The 15,080-nt window shown below is 44.2% G+C and carries 14 protein-coding genes and 9 tRNA genes; 19 read left to right on the top strand and 4 right to left on the bottom strand.

Annotated features, from left to right (window positions below; genetic code table 11):
* Positions 1-16: 16 nt before the first annotated feature.
* From ACYQ0Y_RS03135 to ACYQ0Y_RS03090, 10 genes are all read left to right on the top strand, one after another.
* Positions 17-108, top strand: a tRNA-Ser gene (locus ACYQ0Y_RS03135).
* A gap of 18 nt (positions 109-126) precedes the next feature.
* Positions 127-200: transfer RNA gene (locus ACYQ0Y_RS03130), tRNA-Met, on the top strand.
* A 4-nt stretch (positions 201-204) separates the two neighbouring features.
* A tRNA-Asp gene (locus ACYQ0Y_RS03125) sits at positions 205-278 on the top strand.
* A 4-nt stretch (positions 279-282) separates the two neighbouring features.
* Positions 283-355: transfer RNA gene (locus ACYQ0Y_RS03120), tRNA-Phe, on the top strand.
* Positions 356-370: 15 nt separating this feature from the next.
* Positions 371-444, top strand: a tRNA-Gly gene (locus tag ACYQ0Y_RS03115).
* 1 nt (position 445) lies between these two features.
* A tRNA-Ile gene (locus tag ACYQ0Y_RS03110) sits at positions 446-519 on the top strand.
* Positions 520-528: 9 nt separating this feature from the next.
* Positions 529-616: transfer RNA gene (locus ACYQ0Y_RS03105), tRNA-Ser, on the top strand.
* 36 nt (positions 617-652) lie between these two features.
* Positions 653-725: transfer RNA gene (locus ACYQ0Y_RS03100), tRNA-Glu, on the top strand.
* Positions 726-742: 17 nt separating this feature from the next.
* Positions 743-816: transfer RNA gene (locus ACYQ0Y_RS03095), tRNA-Met, on the top strand.
* A 209-nt stretch (positions 817-1,025) separates the two neighbouring features.
* Positions 1,026-2,030: an FAD:protein FMN transferase gene (locus tag ACYQ0Y_RS03090; RefSeq protein ID WP_407882563.1), complete on the top strand. Its 1,005-nt coding sequence runs from the start codon at positions 1,026-1,028 to the stop codon at positions 2,028-2,030.
* Positions 2,031-2,263: 233 nt separating this feature from the next.
* On the opposite strand, the gene ACYQ0Y_RS03085 is transcribed toward ACYQ0Y_RS03090, so the two are convergent.
* Positions 2,264-2,767 carry an antibiotic biosynthesis monooxygenase family protein gene (locus tag ACYQ0Y_RS03085; protein ID WP_407882562.1) on the bottom strand — a complete coding sequence of 168 codons (504 nt, stop codon included), beginning with the start codon at positions 2,765-2,767 and terminating at the stop codon, positions 2,264-2,266.
* 101 nt (positions 2,768-2,868) lie between these two features.
* On the opposite strand from ACYQ0Y_RS03085, the gene ACYQ0Y_RS03080 reads away from it, so the two are divergent.
* From ACYQ0Y_RS03080 to pepF, 5 genes are all read left to right on the top strand, one after another.
* The gene (locus ACYQ0Y_RS03080) at positions 2,869-3,609 is read left to right on the top strand and encodes an MBL fold metallo-hydrolase (protein ID WP_407882561.1); all 741 of its coding nucleotides are present in this window, start codon (positions 2,869-2,871) and stop codon (positions 3,607-3,609) included.
* A gap of 321 nt (positions 3,610-3,930) precedes the next feature.
* Positions 3,931-4,338 carry a transcriptional regulator SpxA gene (spxA, locus tag ACYQ0Y_RS03075; RefSeq protein ID WP_407882560.1) on the top strand — a complete coding sequence of 136 codons (408 nt, stop codon included), beginning with the start codon at positions 3,931-3,933 and terminating at the stop codon, positions 4,336-4,338.
* A 193-nt stretch (positions 4,339-4,531) separates the two neighbouring features.
* Positions 4,532-5,281 carry an adaptor protein MecA gene (locus tag ACYQ0Y_RS03070; RefSeq protein WP_407882559.1) on the top strand — a complete coding sequence of 250 codons (750 nt, stop codon included), beginning with the start codon at positions 4,532-4,534 and terminating at the stop codon, positions 5,279-5,281.
* Positions 5,282-5,413: 132 nt separating this feature from the next.
* Positions 5,414-6,442, top strand: a complete 1,029-nt coding sequence (locus tag ACYQ0Y_RS03065) for a competence protein CoiA (RefSeq protein ID WP_407882582.1) — start codon at positions 5,414-5,416, stop codon at positions 6,440-6,442.
* Between the two features lie 76 nt (positions 6,443-6,518).
* On the top strand, positions 6,519-8,321 hold the full coding sequence (pepF, locus tag ACYQ0Y_RS03060) for an oligoendopeptidase F (RefSeq protein WP_407882558.1): 1,803 nt from the start codon (positions 6,519-6,521) through the stop codon (positions 8,319-8,321).
* A 162-nt stretch (positions 8,322-8,483) separates the two neighbouring features.
* Here the strand turns inward: pepF and ACYQ0Y_RS03055 are convergent, their stop codons facing one another.
* Entirely contained in the window at positions 8,484-9,107 is a 624-nt protein-coding gene (locus tag ACYQ0Y_RS03055; protein ID WP_407882557.1) for a DsbA family protein, read from the bottom strand.
* 364 nt (positions 9,108-9,471) lie between these two features.
* On the opposite strand from ACYQ0Y_RS03055, the gene yjbM reads away from it, so the two are divergent.
* The 3 genes from yjbM to ACYQ0Y_RS03040 are packed head-to-tail and all read left to right on the top strand — an operon-like array spanning position 9,472 to position 11,845.
* A complete protein-coding gene (yjbM, locus tag ACYQ0Y_RS03050; protein WP_407882556.1) occupies positions 9,472-10,143 on the top strand; it encodes a GTP diphosphokinase in 672 nt (223 codons plus the stop codon).
* Positions 10,140-10,943: an NAD kinase gene (locus ACYQ0Y_RS03045; RefSeq protein ID WP_407882555.1), complete on the top strand. Its 804-nt coding sequence runs from the start codon at positions 10,140-10,142 to the stop codon at positions 10,941-10,943. The genes yjbM and ACYQ0Y_RS03045 overlap by 4 nt, the downstream gene beginning before the upstream one ends.
* Positions 10,943-11,845 carry an RluA family pseudouridine synthase gene (locus ACYQ0Y_RS03040; RefSeq protein ID WP_407882554.1) on the top strand — a complete coding sequence of 301 codons (903 nt, stop codon included), beginning with the start codon at positions 10,943-10,945 and terminating at the stop codon, positions 11,843-11,845. The genes ACYQ0Y_RS03045 and ACYQ0Y_RS03040 overlap by 1 nt, the downstream gene beginning before the upstream one ends.
* Positions 11,846-11,951: 106 nt before the next feature.
* On the opposite strand, the gene ACYQ0Y_RS03035 is transcribed toward ACYQ0Y_RS03040, so the two are convergent.
* Positions 11,952-12,599 (bottom strand): copper homeostasis protein CutC, encoded by a 648-nt coding sequence (locus tag ACYQ0Y_RS03035; RefSeq protein ID WP_407882553.1) that lies wholly within the window; start codon positions 12,597-12,599, stop codon positions 11,952-11,954.
* Between the two features lie 18 nt (positions 12,600-12,617).
* Positions 12,618-13,661 carry a lactonase family protein gene (locus ACYQ0Y_RS03030; RefSeq protein WP_407882552.1) on the bottom strand — a complete coding sequence of 348 codons (1,044 nt, stop codon included), beginning with the start codon at positions 13,659-13,661 and terminating at the stop codon, positions 12,618-12,620.
* A gap of 187 nt (positions 13,662-13,848) precedes the next feature.
* Between ACYQ0Y_RS03030 and ACYQ0Y_RS03025 the strand changes: the two genes are divergently transcribed.
* Complete coding sequence (locus tag ACYQ0Y_RS03025; protein ID WP_407882551.1) at positions 13,849-15,051, top strand: AI-2E family transporter; 1,203 nt, start codon at positions 13,849-13,851, stop codon at positions 15,049-15,051.
* Positions 15,052-15,080: the final 29 nt, after the last annotated feature.

Raw genomic sequence — 15,080 nt, 5'->3', positions numbered from 1 at the left:
GATCATTACATTATATGGAGGATTACCCAAGTCTGGCTGAAGGGAACGGTCTTGAAAACCGTCAGGTGGGTGTAAGCCCACGCAAGAGTTCGAATCTCTTATCCTCCTTTCATCATTTACTATTATCGCGGGGTGGAGCAGTCTGGTAGCTCGTCGGGCCCATAACCCGAAGGTCGTTGGTTCAAATCCAGCCCCCGCAATTTTGGTCCCATGGTCCAGTTGGTTAGGACGCCTGCCTGTCACGCAGGAGATCACGAGTTCGAGTCTCGTTGGGACCGTTATGGCTCGGTAGCTCAGTCGGTAGAGCAATGGATTGAAGCTCCATGTGTCGGCAGTTCGATTCTGTCCCGCGCCATTATAACCATGTTATGCGGGTGTAGTTTAGTGGTAAAACCGCAGCCTTCCAAGCTGCTGTCGCGAGTCCGATTCTCGTCACCCGCTCCATGGGCGCATAGCTCAGCTGGTTAGAGCGCACGCCTGATAAGCGTGAGGTCGGTGGTTCGAGTCCACTTGTGCCCACTTGGTTTTGGGGAAGTACTCAAGTGGCTGAAGAGGTGCCCCTGCTAAGGGTATAGGTCGCGAAAGCGGCGCGAGAGTTCGAATCTCTCCTTCTCCGTTGGTAGTAGGTAGTTTTAGATAGTTTATTAATGTTGACCCCTTGGTCAAGTGGTTTAAGACACCGCCCTTTCACGGCGGTAACATGGGTTCGAATCCCGTAGGGGTCATTTTAAGTTTATATTATCGCGGGGTGGAGCAGTCTGGTAGCTCGTCGGGCCCATAACCCGAAGGTCGTTGGTTCAAATCCAGCCCCCGCAATTATAAAAGCCTGCCTATTTGGTAGGCTTTTTTGTTGAGCTCCGTCAGCTAGTGATGTGATGCCTGGGACCTAGTCGAGACTTGTCATTCGGTCGAATTGCCAACGTTCAAGTTCTCCGCTAACGCTCGCCATATTCGGCTCGCTGTGCTCTGTGTCTTTAGTGCTTTTAATGACTGCTAATAACAGTTTATGAGAGAGGCGAACGTTAATGGATAAACGAATTCAGTCAGCTTGGGGACCAACCCAAGCCATTGATGGGGTGGCAGACTATCGGCAAGATGAGCAGTTTCATGCACTGGGAACGAATGTTCAATTGAGTATCTTTGGCGCCAACCAACGTCAATGGTTAACGAAGGCCCACGAATTAGTCATTAACTACGAAGACCAATTGACCGTGAACCGAAACACCTCAGAGGTTATGGCGATTAATCAGGCAGCTGGAAAGTATCCTATCCAAGTGTCAGACAGCACTTACCGCTTGATTGAGCTTGGCGTAAAAGCGAGCTTAGAAAAGAGTGGCTTTAATATCGCAATTGGCCCATTGGTTAAATCATGGCAAATCGGTTTTGCCGATGCCCATCGACCTTCACCAACTGATATTGATGCCGCCTTGGCGCTAATTGATCCCCAGAAGATACATTTAGATGCTGGCAACCGGACCGTTTATTTGTCACAGGTGGGCATGAAACTTGATTTGGGAGCAATCGCTAAAGGTTATATTGCGGACCGTATAAAAGACTTGTGGATGGCTGTGGGTATTTCAGCTGGATTGATTAACTTAGGTGGAAATTTATTGTTTGTGGGAGCTTCCCCCCATACTACTGATCGTGCTTGGCGAATTGGGGTTCAAAACCCATGGGCCAGTCGAGGAGAGCCACTTGCTACAGTCAATTTACCGGCTTGTTCAGCGGTGACTTCTGGCATTTACGAACGCCATTTGACAGTTGGACAACATGACTACCATCATATTTTAGATTCTCAGACAGGCTATCCTTTCGAAACCGATTTGGCGGGGGTGACGGTCTTCAGTCGTCATTCCATTATTGGTGAGGTTGAGTCGACCCGGTTGTTTTTTGCTGGTAAAGCACCACAAAATTGGTTGCAAGAGCATCCAGATTGCCTAGGTGCAATTTTTGTTAACCAACAGCATCAGGTCGAAATTGTTGGGCTTGATCCAGCAATCGTGAAGCTTAATCAAACAGATTCACAGTGAAGCCAGTGGACTTGTTGGTGAGCTTCACTCAATAAGCTGGCGATACACGTCAAAAAGAGTCTAGAACAAAACTGAAATCTAAATTTCATTTCCAATATAACTAGCCAAAATACGGGACATAAGTCAAGCGACTCCGCCTAAAAGCGAACCTAAAATGATGAATAAACCATCATCATTCGCAGTTTGCCCTTAGAGCTCGTCACTTATCGACTTATGTCCCGCTCTCGTTTTTGTTACTTATTTAAATTAATCGTATTGTAGGATGTCTCACGGAAATTATACTGAGACTGCTTATAGAATGGCTTAAAGGAACTAAATGAGTCGCTGGCGATCCACTCATGGTATGCGTTGACATGATCCCAAATCGATAACAGGACATATTCGCTGGTGGCTCGTCGATTTTGTAAAAGCAGGAAGCGTTGTAAACCAGGAGGGGTGGGTTGGTCAAAAAAATGATCAACGCTGGCGCGTAAAATTTTTGTGTGATCTTCGTCCAATTGCAAATTCAAGAATGAATAAAAGGCGTTCGCGTCACCAGCTGCGGGTTGTTTATCGGCAAGTATCTCAAAACGAATCGGATTTGAAAAAACATTTGGTCGTTCGCTCAAGTCCAATAACATAAGGTGAGCAACGCCACTTGTCTCCGATAGTGAGATCAGGCGATTTTGTGGATTGGAATCCTGAATCTTTTGTAAAATTGGTTTGGTACCAAATGCTAATGTAACTTCATTTGCCATGGGACTACCTCCATCTTTGGATACCCTAATTATAGGTAGTTGCTGGTTGTTCTGCAAAATAAGACGCTTACAATAAGTGAAGAAAGTGAAGGTGAAGAGCTGTGAAATTAACAATATTAGGTTATTATGGCGGTTATCCATTTAATGGCGGCGGCACTTCAGGTTATTTGATCCAATCCCAAGGCTTCAATCTAATGCTTGATGCCGGTAGTGGTACATTATTAGCCTTACAGAAGGTTTTGGACCCCTTACAATTGGATGCATTGTTACTTAGCCATTATCATCAAGATCATATTGCCGATGTGGGTGTATTGCAGTATGAGTGGCAATTGCAAACTGGTCCCCGTAAGCAGGACGTTTTGCCGATATACGGACACATGGAAGACCCGCTGAACTTTGCCGCTTTAACTTGGCCCGCGGCCACCATTGGAAAAAAATATGATCCGAATAGCGCTCTAGAACTTGGTCCTTTCGTCATCACATTTTTGCGAACCATTCATCCAGTGCCAACATTTGCAATTCGAATTGTGGAAAAGAAAACAGGATCTGTACTGGTTTACACGGCTGATAGCGCCGCAATGCCAGCGTTAAATGATTTTGCCGCCAAGGCAAATGTCTTAATGGTGGACACGAATTTTTTTGCTAATCGAACTGGACAATTATGGCATATGACAGCTCCACAAGCAGGACAACTTGCCCATCAGGCGCAGGTGAAAACATTGATATTAACGCATTTACCCCAGATCACCTCATTTGAGGAGTTAAAACAGCAAGCATCAACTAAGGCCGGAGCCGCCATTAAGGTGTTAGTCGCGGCAGATGAAAAAAATATAGAAATTTGATAAAAGTGGTGCTATTTCACTTACAAAAAGAAAGCAAAGTTCAATGATAACAAGGATTTGAAAACTTTTTCATCATTTTTTATTTATTATAATGATACGTTTTTTTGATATGTGTACCACAAAAATAAAATACGATATTAGATAATATGTATTTTATTTTTGCTTTAAATGAACACTTATTAAATTTAAGACTTTTATCAATCCGCTGGTTAAGGCGAACATTTGTTTGAAAAAGACTTTTCTTTTGATGACTTTCGCTGTACAATATACACATTGAATGAAACTTGTCATTCAAAAGGTGAATTAAGGGGGACGACAAATATGAGTAACCTAGTTACGCTCTATACCTCGCCAAGCTGCACGTCTTGCCGTAAAGCTCGCGCATGGCTTACTGAGAATAATATTCCTTTTACTGAACGGAATATTTTTGCCGAACCACTCTCAACTGATGAAATTAAAACGGTTCTCCGAATGACCGAAGATGGAACTGAGGAGATTATTTCGAAGCGTTCCAAGATTTTTCAGGATCTACACATTGACCTCGATGATCTTCCAATGAACCAGTTGATTGATTTGGTTCATGAGAACCCTGCGCTGTTACGCCGACCAATTATTATGGACGATAAGCGACTCCAAGTCGGTTATAATGAAGACGAAATTCGTCGTTTCTTGCCTCGCGACGTACGAGCGCTTGAATTAGCTGAGGCACAGCGGTTGGCTGATCTTTAAGCTAAGTTTGATGATTGATTTGCAAGCGACCCGATCTATGGGATAATATCTATAGATCGGGTCTTTTTATTATCCTGACGCCGGAGCAACGATTGTCTTAATTATGGTTGCTTAAACTTTACTTTACGACACAGAAGACTAAAATGTTGATAAACATTAGGGTGGAATTCCTGTCGCGAAAGGGGTGTTTCGCATGGAAATGGAACGGATTAACGAAAACACAATTCGCGTTCTAATCGGTAACGATGATTTGTCAGCTCGCGGCATTACCGTGCTGGATTTGTTGGGTAATCATCAACAAATTGAAAAATTCTTTTATAGTATTCTTGAAGAAGTGGATGAGGATCATCAATTCCAAGATAATGATGCGGTTACTTTTCAGGTTTTACCAAACCGCAATGGCTTGGAATTATTCATCAGCAAGAATGTTGGTGACGATGCTGATGATGATTTTGATGATCAAGGGCCAGAGCTAAATGGTTCTGTTGATTTTGACAGTGCTAGTACGGATCAGGTGTCAGATTTTCTTAGACAGCAATTACAAGGTCGTGACGATATTGATGATTCGCGCCGCACTGAACTCAGTGAAGACAGCCACGATCAAGCAGACGACCCTGATGATTTAAAGGGTATGGTTGATAACCCCGACGTTCCTACTCGGGAAGTGGTTTTACGATTAGGAGATTTTGAGGATCTAGTTGCGATCGCTAAAGTGCTTCGCCTAGAAGGTGGTCTGTCGAATCTGTATAAGTACCGTAACCAATTTTATTTGGAACTGGTTTTCTTTACGGATCAAACTTCGCCAGAAACAATTAAGGATGATGTTGCGGTTGCACTGGAATATGCCAACAAGACGACAATCACCGGCGATGTTCTTGCAGAACATGGTGAGAAAGTCATGGATACGTCCGCATTGGAACTTGCTCGTCACTATTTTAAATAAGCAAATGTGTTATCAACCGATTGAGGCGGTCAATTTACTTGACCAATTTGATCGGCTTTTTTCGTGTTATTTTGTCTGTCTGTCGTATGTATAAGATGAATTCTCTATTAGAGGGGGCAGACAGACGTGTTAATGGCACAAATAGGCATCAATGGACAATTAATCTCAGCTAATCAAGATTCGAACGAAAAAGTCGTTTGTCCAGGATGTCTTCGCCCAGTTGTTCGGCGGGCGGGTTCAATTCGACAGCCTTATTTTGCACACTTGCGACATCAAAGTTGTGATAGCCTAGCTGAAGGGGAAACCAGTGAACATTTAACAGGCAAAATTCAACTTGCCCAGTGGTTTAGTCAACAGGGAGCCACAGTATCAATTGAAGAACCATTGCTAAAATTACATCAACGGCCTGATTTACTTATTAATCATCGTCTAGCAGTTGAATTTCAATGTAGCCCAATTAGTAATCAGCGATTAAATGAGCGTCAAATTGGCTATGATGGTGGTCATTATCAACAGTTATGGCTTTTAGGATCACCGTATCAAAAGAAGTTCCAGTTGCACCTCACTAAAATTGCTAAATTTATTGTTTTCCATCCATGCTACGGGGCCTGTGTATTGTTTTGGTCGGTCGCTCATCAGTGTTTGGAAGTGCGTTTCAATATCGGCATTATTCCGCTATGTCCAGTAGTCTCACAACGTAAGCGGTTTAAACGTTGGCACGACTGGCGTCAGTTTTGGCAGATGACAACGGTGTCGAAACATTTTAACCAGGGTGAAGTTTCAGCAAAAACACATCGCCACCAGCGTCAGCGATTACAGTGGGGCTTGATTCATTATGATGCACAAACATTGCGATGGCAGGCTCAATGCTATCAAGCTAAAACATTGTTACAACGACTACCAGATTGGGTATTAGGAGACCTGGTCGAACCACCGGCTTTCATCCAAAATGAGCTTAGTTGGCGGATCCCACTATATCTTTGGTGGCGGGCCCATCCAACAGCTAGTGAGCGACAATGCCAGTTTGCGTGGACAAGGATTGTGTCCCCACAGCTTTCTTGGCTGCCTAATCGACAATTGGCCGAAAAACAGCAACGACAGCGGTTAATTAAACTGAGATTTCAACATTTTTTTAGCTTGAATCATCAAAAGCAACTGTAAAGTTCGCGAACGAAGGCAAAAGTGTGATAATGTAAAAAAATGATTAGAAAAGTGTGGAGATAACGGAGGTAACTAAATGGCAGATGTTAAACAATTACCCACTCGTGATGAAGTTCCAGTTAGTTTAACTTGGGATTTGACAGCAATTTTTCTTGATGAAGCCGCTTGGGAGCAGGCGTATGTGCGCGTTGAAACAGAATTAACTCAATTCGATCAATATCATCAGCACTTGGGCGATGGACCAGAACAATTATTGGCTGCAACTCAAGCTTTACTTTCAGTGTGGCAGCATTTAGAAAGAATTGATGTTTATGCATCTTTGTTACAGGAACAGGATACGAGTAATCAGGCTGCCCAGGGTTTGGCGGCACGGGCTGATGATTTGGTTGCCAGGGCTGGTAGCGCATTAGCTTGGTTTGAACCGGAAGTTTTGACGATTAATGAAGATCAGTTACGTGATTGGTTAGCTGCGCCCGACTTGGCTGTCTACCAACATTTCTTTGCGGACATCAATCGGGCTCGTCAACATACATTGCCAGCGGACCAAGAATCATTATTGTCTGGTGCAAGTGATATTTTCAATGCTTCTGCTAAAACTTTTGGCGTACTTGATAATGCCGACTTGACCTTTCCGGTCGTGAGAGACGAGGAGGGCCATGAGGTTCAGCTCAGCCAAGGAGTCTATGGTGTCTTGTTGCAGTCAACTGATCGGTCAGTTCGGGCAGCGGCCTTTAAGCAACTGTTTCGTGTTTATCAACAATTTCAGAATACGTTTGCCTCGACCTTGTCTAGTACTATCAAAACTCATAACTTTACGGCCAAGGTGCACCATTATGACAGTGCCCGGGCAGCAGCATTGGCTAAAAATAATATTCCTGAGACTGTTTATGAAACATTGGTGGATCAAGTCAATGATCATTTGAGTTTACTTCATCGCTACGTAAGTTTGCGAAAGCGGATCCTGGGCGTTGATCACTTACATGCGTACGATCTTTACACACCAATTACAAGGACTGCGCCATTAACGTACACGTACACCACCGCGCAAAAGGAAGCGCTCGCCGCCTTATCAGTAATGGGGCCAGACTACGTGAGTCACGTTCAGGCCGCTTTTGATCAACGATGGATTGATGTTGTCGAGACGAAGGGGAAGCGCAGCGGCGCATTTTCGTCGGGCGCTTACGACACTAATCCTTACATTTTGCTTAATTGGCAGGATAATTTAGAAGAACTTTTCACGTTAGTTCATGAAATGGGTCACAGTATCCATAGTTACTATACGCGCCATAACCAACCGTATCAGTACGGAGATTATGCCATTTTTGTGGCAGAAATTGCCTCGACAACCAATGAGAATACATTAACGCAATATTTACTTGACCATCATCAAGATCCTGCCACTCGTGCATTCGTTTTAAATCATTATTTGGACGGTTTTAAGGGAACTGTCTTTCGGCAAACGCAATTCGCGGAATTTGAACATTGGCTTCACCAAGAAGATGCTGCCGGACACCCATTAACTGCGCAACGATTGACAGAGTATTACGGTGCTCTGAACCAACGCTATTATGGTCCAGAATTGACGCCGGATCCAGAAATCGCCTATGAATGGGCTCGGATTCCGCACTTTTACTATAACTATTATGTATTCCAGTATGCGACTGGGTTTGCAGCGGCTTCTACCTTGTCGCAGGGTATTACCAGCCAGCAGCCTGGGGCGTTGGAGCGTTATTTAACCTTTTTAAAGGCCGGCAATTCCCAATATCCTTTGTCAGTCATGAAGACCGCAGGGGTTGATATGACGAAACCAGATTATTTAGTCGCGGCCTTTAATGTGTTCGAACAACGGCTGAATGAGCTTGAAGCTATTCTGGGTTGATTCTGATTACAACCCAGCTGTCAGCAATTGGTGACTTTGACTAATCCGCAAGCTAGTGAACGCAAGAACCAGGTTTGGAAACTTCGATGAAAAAAGGTGCCAACAATCAGCTTTATTGGCTAGTTGTTGGTACCTTTTTTGAGGTCTGTACTTTAATTTTGCTTAGAGAATGCGCAAATTTGCTTTTTGTTGGGTTGATTTATTGCTTGAAAAGTTAGCTAATGGACTGTTAGCGGGATGATTGCTAATTTCTAACAAGGTATCAAAGTCAAAATTTTCCATCAATAGGCCACAATCAAAATCATCAACATCGAAAATAACGGTTTCACTAGGATGTTCAATCCCCATTTCAGAGACTAACCGTTGATCGGCACTGAAGGCATCTTCAGCCAGTTTACTGCGGCGGTCTTCGGTGAACATTTCCATGTCTAAGGCTAATTCATGCGCGACTTGTAACCCTAATGCTGGTGTGTAAGTTTCCTCTTGAACCAAAATGTGATCTTGCAAGCGCAGAAAAAATTGGCGACCCAGTCGTTTGCCCTGAAAAGAGGCCGCTTTGTAATCTAAGATGATATGGTAAAGTTGCTCAGCTAGGGCGTTACGCGTAAGGTCTGGATGCTGTGGGTTCAGCCGGTGAAACGTTTCACTGATCGTTTGCAAGTTGACCATTGGTACAAATTGGATTTGTAACTTACGGTGCGTTTGTGCCGAGATCTGGTTAATCTGACGCTCGCAGGTATAACATTGATCACCTAAAGGATTAACAAACAGATAAACTTCTAGCACAGCGAAACCTCCATCAAAATTATGCGATCATTCAACAATTAGTGAATTAGTGATTAAAAGGACACATTCAGGTCGCAGACAAACGTTTGCACATGTCTGCGACCAACAATTGAATTGCAACTGGGACTATCATGCCTGATTCAAAAATAAATGTAAAGAGAAAAGTCTTTTATTGTTTGATATTATTGACTTTGTGTGAGATGTGTCAACAAATAAACGGGTTAATCAATGTAAAAAAATCGGTTTGATTTTCAATTAAGTCCAAGGGCTTCAAACAGAATCGAACAGTGAAGTATGGTAAACTAATCCCAGTCGGATGCGATTTAAGCGCCGATTGATCGCGTTTCCTCCGGGAGGTTTTGAAATGATTGAAGATTGGGATCACTTTTTGCTCCCTTATGAGCAAGCAGTGGATGAATTAAAAATTAAATTGCGTGGTATTCGTCGTCAATATAAAGACGCAGGGCTACAATCGCCAATCGAATTTGTGACTGGACGAGTCAAGCCAGTTGCCAGCATTCAAGAGAAAATGGTTCGCCGGCATGTGGCCGAGGAACGGCTAGAAGATGATATGCAAGATATCGCCGGCTTACGAATCATGTGCCAGTTCGTCGATGATATCTATCAAGTGGTCGATTTGTTGCGTAAACGAACGGATTTGACGATTTTAGAAGAACGTGACTATATTTCTAATGTTAAACCGAGTGGTTATCGTTCCTATCATATCGTCGTGAGCTACCCGGTGCAGATGAAAGATGGCGAGAAAAAAATTTTGGCAGAAATTCAAGTGCGCACGCTGGCAATGAATTTTTGGGCCACGATTGAGCACTCTTTGAATTATAAATATCAAGGAGAATTTCCGCAGGCATTACAGGGACGACTAGAGCGCGCGGGGGAGGCGGCATTTCGATTGGATCAAGAAATGTCCGCAATTCGGGCCGACCTCTCTGAAGTTCAGCCGGAGTCAAAGTCAGATGGAGAGACGGCTGCTCAGCCCTCAGACAGACAATCAGTAGAATCGAGCAAGTTAACATGAAAGTTGCAATTTATAGTTATTATCCACAAGCTACGACTAAAGCGGTTATAGAAAAATTACGAACTGCATTGACACGTGTGGGAATTGAAATTGATGAGGGTCATCCGGAGATTGTATTATCGGTCGGTGGTGATGGTACGCTGTTGTCTGCCTTTCACCATTACCGCGCCCAATTAGCCTCCATTCGGTTCGTGGGTTTACATACCGGACATTTGGGCTTTTATACCGATTGGCGGGATTTTGAAATTGATCAATTAGTGGCCAGCTTACAACGGGATAATGGGGAAAGTGTGAGCTATCCACTGTTAGATATTGACATCACATATAAAGGCGAACAAGAGCCTCACCATTTCTTAGCGTTAAATGAAGCTACCGTCAAAAAGGCTGTTAGGACGCTGGTCTGTGACGTTTATATCAAAGATCAGTTGTTTGAACGCTTTCGCGGTGATGGGTTATGCTTTTCAACGCCAACTGGTTCGACTGGGTACAATAAGTCCTTAGGGGGGGCCGTCTTACATCCGGGTATTGAGGCTGTGCAGATGGCGGAAATTGCCTCGATCAATAATCGGGTGTTTCGAACATTAGGGGCACCGTTTATCATCGGCAAAGACGAGTGGGTCACGTTAAAATCAGAAGATGCGGATAATTTTGCGATTACCTGTGACCAATTTTTAACGCCTGAACGGCTCGTCAAACAAATTCGCTTTAAGGTTTCTGATCAGCGGATTTACTTCGCCCAATATCGGCATACTGCCTTCTGGCAACGAGTACGTGAGTCATTTATTGGAGATGTAGAATAATGGCTTATCCGCTACAATTCGGCTGGAAAAACGATACAGTGCCGACTAAGTTGCGCAACTTTTTGCAACAGCATGGTGTCAGTCATGCGGTTTTAACACAAATTAAATTTCATGGCGGTCAAATGACGATTAATGGTCGGCCAGCTTGGAGTGTTGATGAAGTCGCCATCGGGGATGTAGTGACAATTGTTTTACCACCGGAACCGGCTAATGCGGCGGTGACGATTTCGGATCAACCTTTAAATGTTGTTAAAGAGGACGCTAACTTTTTAATTGTCAACAAGCCAGCTGGGGTTGCTTCAGTACCCGCTCATCACTATGGCAACGATACTTTGGTGAACCGCGCTAAGGGTTACTTCATTACGCACGGGATGCCTTTGCAAGTGCCACATATTGTAACTCGGCTTGATAAGGGGACTAGCGGTTTAGTACTATTTGGAAAACACCACATGGCTCATTCCATTTTAGATCAGCAGTTAAAGGCCCATACGCTGCAAAAGACTTATCTGGCGGTCGTTTCTGGTAGGGGGTTGCCAGATCATGGAGAGATTAAGGCGCCCATCAAGCGAGCACCTGACTCATTTATTAAACGAACGACGGCTTCTGATGGGCAGGCTGCCTACACGGAATTTTGGACTATAAATGAAGGTCCAGAGTGGTCAGTGGTTAAGGTTCGCTTGCATACAGGCCGAACCCATCAGATTCGAGTTCATTTTGCTAGTTTAGGTCATGCGTTAGTGGGGGACGAACTATATGGGGGTATGGTCTTACCTAATCTGAATCATCAAGCGTTGGCTTGCACAGATTTACAGTTCTATGATCCGTTTTCTAGGCAAACCTGGCAAGTACACCAAGATCCTGATGACCAAATCAAGCAGTTATTGCACCAAACTAATGTGTGATGAAATGACCAATAATGATACAAAGCGAGTGGCTGTCAAAATGACAGCCACTCGCTTTGTAGAAATTTGTTTTATTTTTTGAACCGTGTGGCCGAAACTATGAAAGTTAGAAGTCAAGCACATGAGTGCCATGAACTGCTGTGACACCAATGGTCTTTGCTAGTTGGTCGGCATTATTGGTCGTGAGACCACCGCCAGGTAAAATTTCGATTCGGCCGGCGGCGTACTTAACCAATTCTGTGAGGTGATCGACATGTGCTTCGATGGGGGTGTTCAAGGGGCCACCATGGGTTAAAATACGTTCAACACCGTGATCAACGAGCCAATCGAGTGCTGATAATTGGACAGACGTACTTAATTGATCGAACGCCATATGGAAGGTTACACTCATCCCCCCAGCGGCAGCTAGCAATTGTTCCAGTGCCTCAGTGTCGAGGCGGTTATCGGCTGTCAGAGCCCCCAAGGCCACGCCATCGACACCTAATTCTTGTGCGGAAAATAGGTCGGCTTCCATAATTTTAAGTTCAGTATCATTGTAAACAAAATTACCGCCACGTGGTCGGATCATGGTGACCAAAGGCAGATGGTGCTCAGCAGTATACCGTGCGGCTTCACTCATCACGCCACGGCTAACCGTCGTACCACCAACTGCTAGATTGTCATTTAATTCAATCCGATTGGCACCAGCGTTGACGACTGCTGGTAAGTCGGTAAAGTTTTCGATCGCAATTTCTTTAAAAAGTGGTTGAGTCACGCTGATTTTCCTCCGTGATTAAGCAATGGGGTCAAATAAGACGCAGACGCCTTCTGGAACTGCTACGTCTTTTTGTAACAAGCTGAGCTGCCCAGTCGTTGCGTTACGTTGGTACAACGTTGCATTATCAGTGTTTTGATTGACAGCAACGATGAAACGTTGTGAAGGGTCTAAATCAAAGTCACGAGGAAAGTCGCCCTCCGTACTAATTTGTTGGCGTAAAGATAACAAGCCATCCTCACCGACAGCAAAACCAGCGATGGTATTAAAACCCCGGTTGCTGACATAGACAAATTGACCGTCAGCGGAAATCCGAATGGCAGCGGCGCCATTGTGGGCGGTCCAATCATTAGGAATGGTCGACAAAGTTTGTAAGTGAGTAAATGTGCCATTTGCAGCATCGTAGTGCAGTACAGAGATTTCACTACTTAGTTCACCAGCTAAGTAAGCTAATGGTTTTGTTGGATGAAAAACAATGTGGCGCGGACCAAATCCGGCAGTTGTATCAAAAGTGGAAACTAACGTCAGTTTGCCAGCGTCACTGACGTTGTAAATCATGACTTGATCTAGGCCGAGATCACAAACGACTAATCGATGATCGGGAGTCAAATTAGTGAAGTGAACGTGCGGGCCATCGGCTTGTTCAGGTTTCGGGCCAACGGTGCCATGGTGGGTAATGATATCAGCCACCTTGAGTGAGCCATCTGGTTGAATGGTCAAACTTTTAACGGTACCCATGTGGTAGTTTCCCTCATAAACGAGCTGGCGTTTTTCATCCACAGCTTCATAGGCTGCACTTGAACCGTCACTGAAGACATGATTGAGCAAGGTAGCGGGCGTCGTGGATAAATCAAAGGCCGAGGTACCACCGGTATGCGCGTTGGCATCTTTGTCAACGGTATACAAACGATTGGCCGCTGAACGGGCCAAATAAGTCGGGCTATCTGCGTGAGCAACCAAGATTGGCGCGGATAGCCGACCAGTGTCGAGATCAAGGCTCATCTGGTAAACGCCTTGACTACTTTTCTTGGTATATGTACCGACAAAAAAATGTTCTTGCATGATTAGTTTGCTCCTCTTTTTTGAATCGGATGATTGTGTTGATATGAACAACCGGCCCCAGTATAGCATAGTTCGGGTTAATTCGAGCAGGTGAAAACGACCGTGTCACACGCAAGTGATGGGTATGCTATACTTCATTCAACAACTTACTTTGCGCCTGTCGCAGAGTTTTATTGAGGTGAATGTGATGACCAATCAGAAGCCACCGATACGTCCCCGCTTGTTTAGTGAAGCAGGGGCCAAACGGCTCATTTTGAATTTAACCATTATTTTATTGAGCCTGCTGATTTTGTGGTTGCTGAGTCAAGTGAATTGGCTCTTTACACCAATCAGACAATTTTTAAGTATTGTCGGTGGTCCCCTTGTCTTAGCAGGGGTGTTTTATTATTTAATGAACCCTTTGGTTGATCGACTGGAGTCCAGTCGATACCGTGTTCACAGAGCTTGGACCACGATTGGGTTATTTATCTTATTATTAGCGTTGATCGTGTGGGGGGCCTTGTCGCTGATCCCGGTAATTCAACGACAACTTAATGACCTGTTGATTAACTGGCCTCGTTACTGGCAGAATGTCGTGAACTCCACCACATCTTGGTGGCAGGATCCGAGTTTTAAGTGGCTGCGTGGCATTTTGAATCAATACGATGATCAACTGAAAAAGAGTTTTAGTGGTTTGATTAAAAGTACCGCAACTTCGACTGTTGGTGGGCTAGGCGGCGTGTTTAGTCGCGTTAGCACGATTTTAATTGCCCTCGTGACTTTTCCGTTTATTTTATGGTATATGTTATTGGATGGTCATCAATTACCTAAAGCGATCGCTAAATTCCTCCCCAATCGTTTACAACCGTCCTTTCTAGCGGTGCTGAAAGAAATTAACGACCAAGTGGCAAACTATATTCGTGGGCAATTAACCGTGGCTTTTTTTGTCGCTTTGATGTTCTATGTAGGTTATTTAATCATTGGTTTAAAATTTGCGTTAACCTTAGGAATCGTGGCCGGAATTTTAAACCTTATTCCCTATTTAGGTTCTTTTTTGGCGATGATTCCCTCTGTTGTAGTGGGGGCATTTGTGTCGCCATGGATGCTCGTTCAAGTCTTGATTGTATTTGCGATTGAACAGACAATTGAAGGACGTTTGATTTCGCCCCTTGTTTTGGGACAAAGCCTTAAGATTCATCCGGTGACGATTATCATTGTCCTATTGGCTTCAGGTAAAATATTCGGAGTTCTGGGCGTGATCTTCGGTGTGCCGGGGTATGCAGTATTAAAGGTCATTATCGCGCACTTGTATCAATACTGGCGGGCTCAGGCACAATGGTTTAAAGATGATCAGGGAATGTTTACACAGGCATCAAAGCAGACCACAGATAACTCAACGGGAATTAAATAACCATTTAAATGAAGATTGGATTAATTATT

Source organism: Furfurilactobacillus curtus (assembly GCF_054657915.1).
This window is presented reverse-complemented; position numbering and strand designations above follow the sequence as displayed.

Coding starts and splice junctions, on each gene's coding strand:
- ACYQ0Y_RS03045 (WP_407882555.1), top strand. CDS start 10,140: ATGAAAGTTGCAATTTATAGTTATTATCCACAAGCTACGACTAAAGCG.
- ACYQ0Y_RS03030 (WP_407882552.1), bottom strand. CDS start 13,661: ATGCAAGAACATTTTTTTGTCGGTACATATACCAAGAAAAGTAGTCAA.
- ACYQ0Y_RS03065 (WP_407882582.1), top strand. CDS start 5,414: ATGGCACAAATAGGCATCAATGGACAATTAATCTCAGCTAATCAAGAT.
- ACYQ0Y_RS03090 (WP_407882563.1), top strand. CDS start 1,026: ATGGATAAACGAATTCAGTCAGCTTGGGGACCAACCCAAGCCATTGAT.
- ACYQ0Y_RS03040 (WP_407882554.1), top strand. CDS start 10,943: ATGGCTTATCCGCTACAATTCGGCTGGAAAAACGATACAGTGCCGACT.
- ACYQ0Y_RS03070 (WP_407882559.1), top strand. CDS start 4,532: ATGGAAATGGAACGGATTAACGAAAACACAATTCGCGTTCTAATCGGT.
- pepF (WP_407882558.1), top strand. CDS start 6,519: ATGGCAGATGTTAAACAATTACCCACTCGTGATGAAGTTCCAGTTAGT.
- spxA (WP_407882560.1), top strand. CDS start 3,931: ATGAGTAACCTAGTTACGCTCTATACCTCGCCAAGCTGCACGTCTTGC.
- ACYQ0Y_RS03025 (WP_407882551.1), top strand. CDS start 13,849: ATGACCAATCAGAAGCCACCGATACGTCCCCGCTTGTTTAGTGAAGCA.
- ACYQ0Y_RS03085 (WP_407882562.1), bottom strand. CDS start 2,767: ATGGCAAATGAAGTTACATTAGCATTTGGTACCAAACCAATTTTACAA.
- yjbM (WP_407882556.1), top strand. CDS start 9,472: ATGATTGAAGATTGGGATCACTTTTTGCTCCCTTATGAGCAAGCAGTG.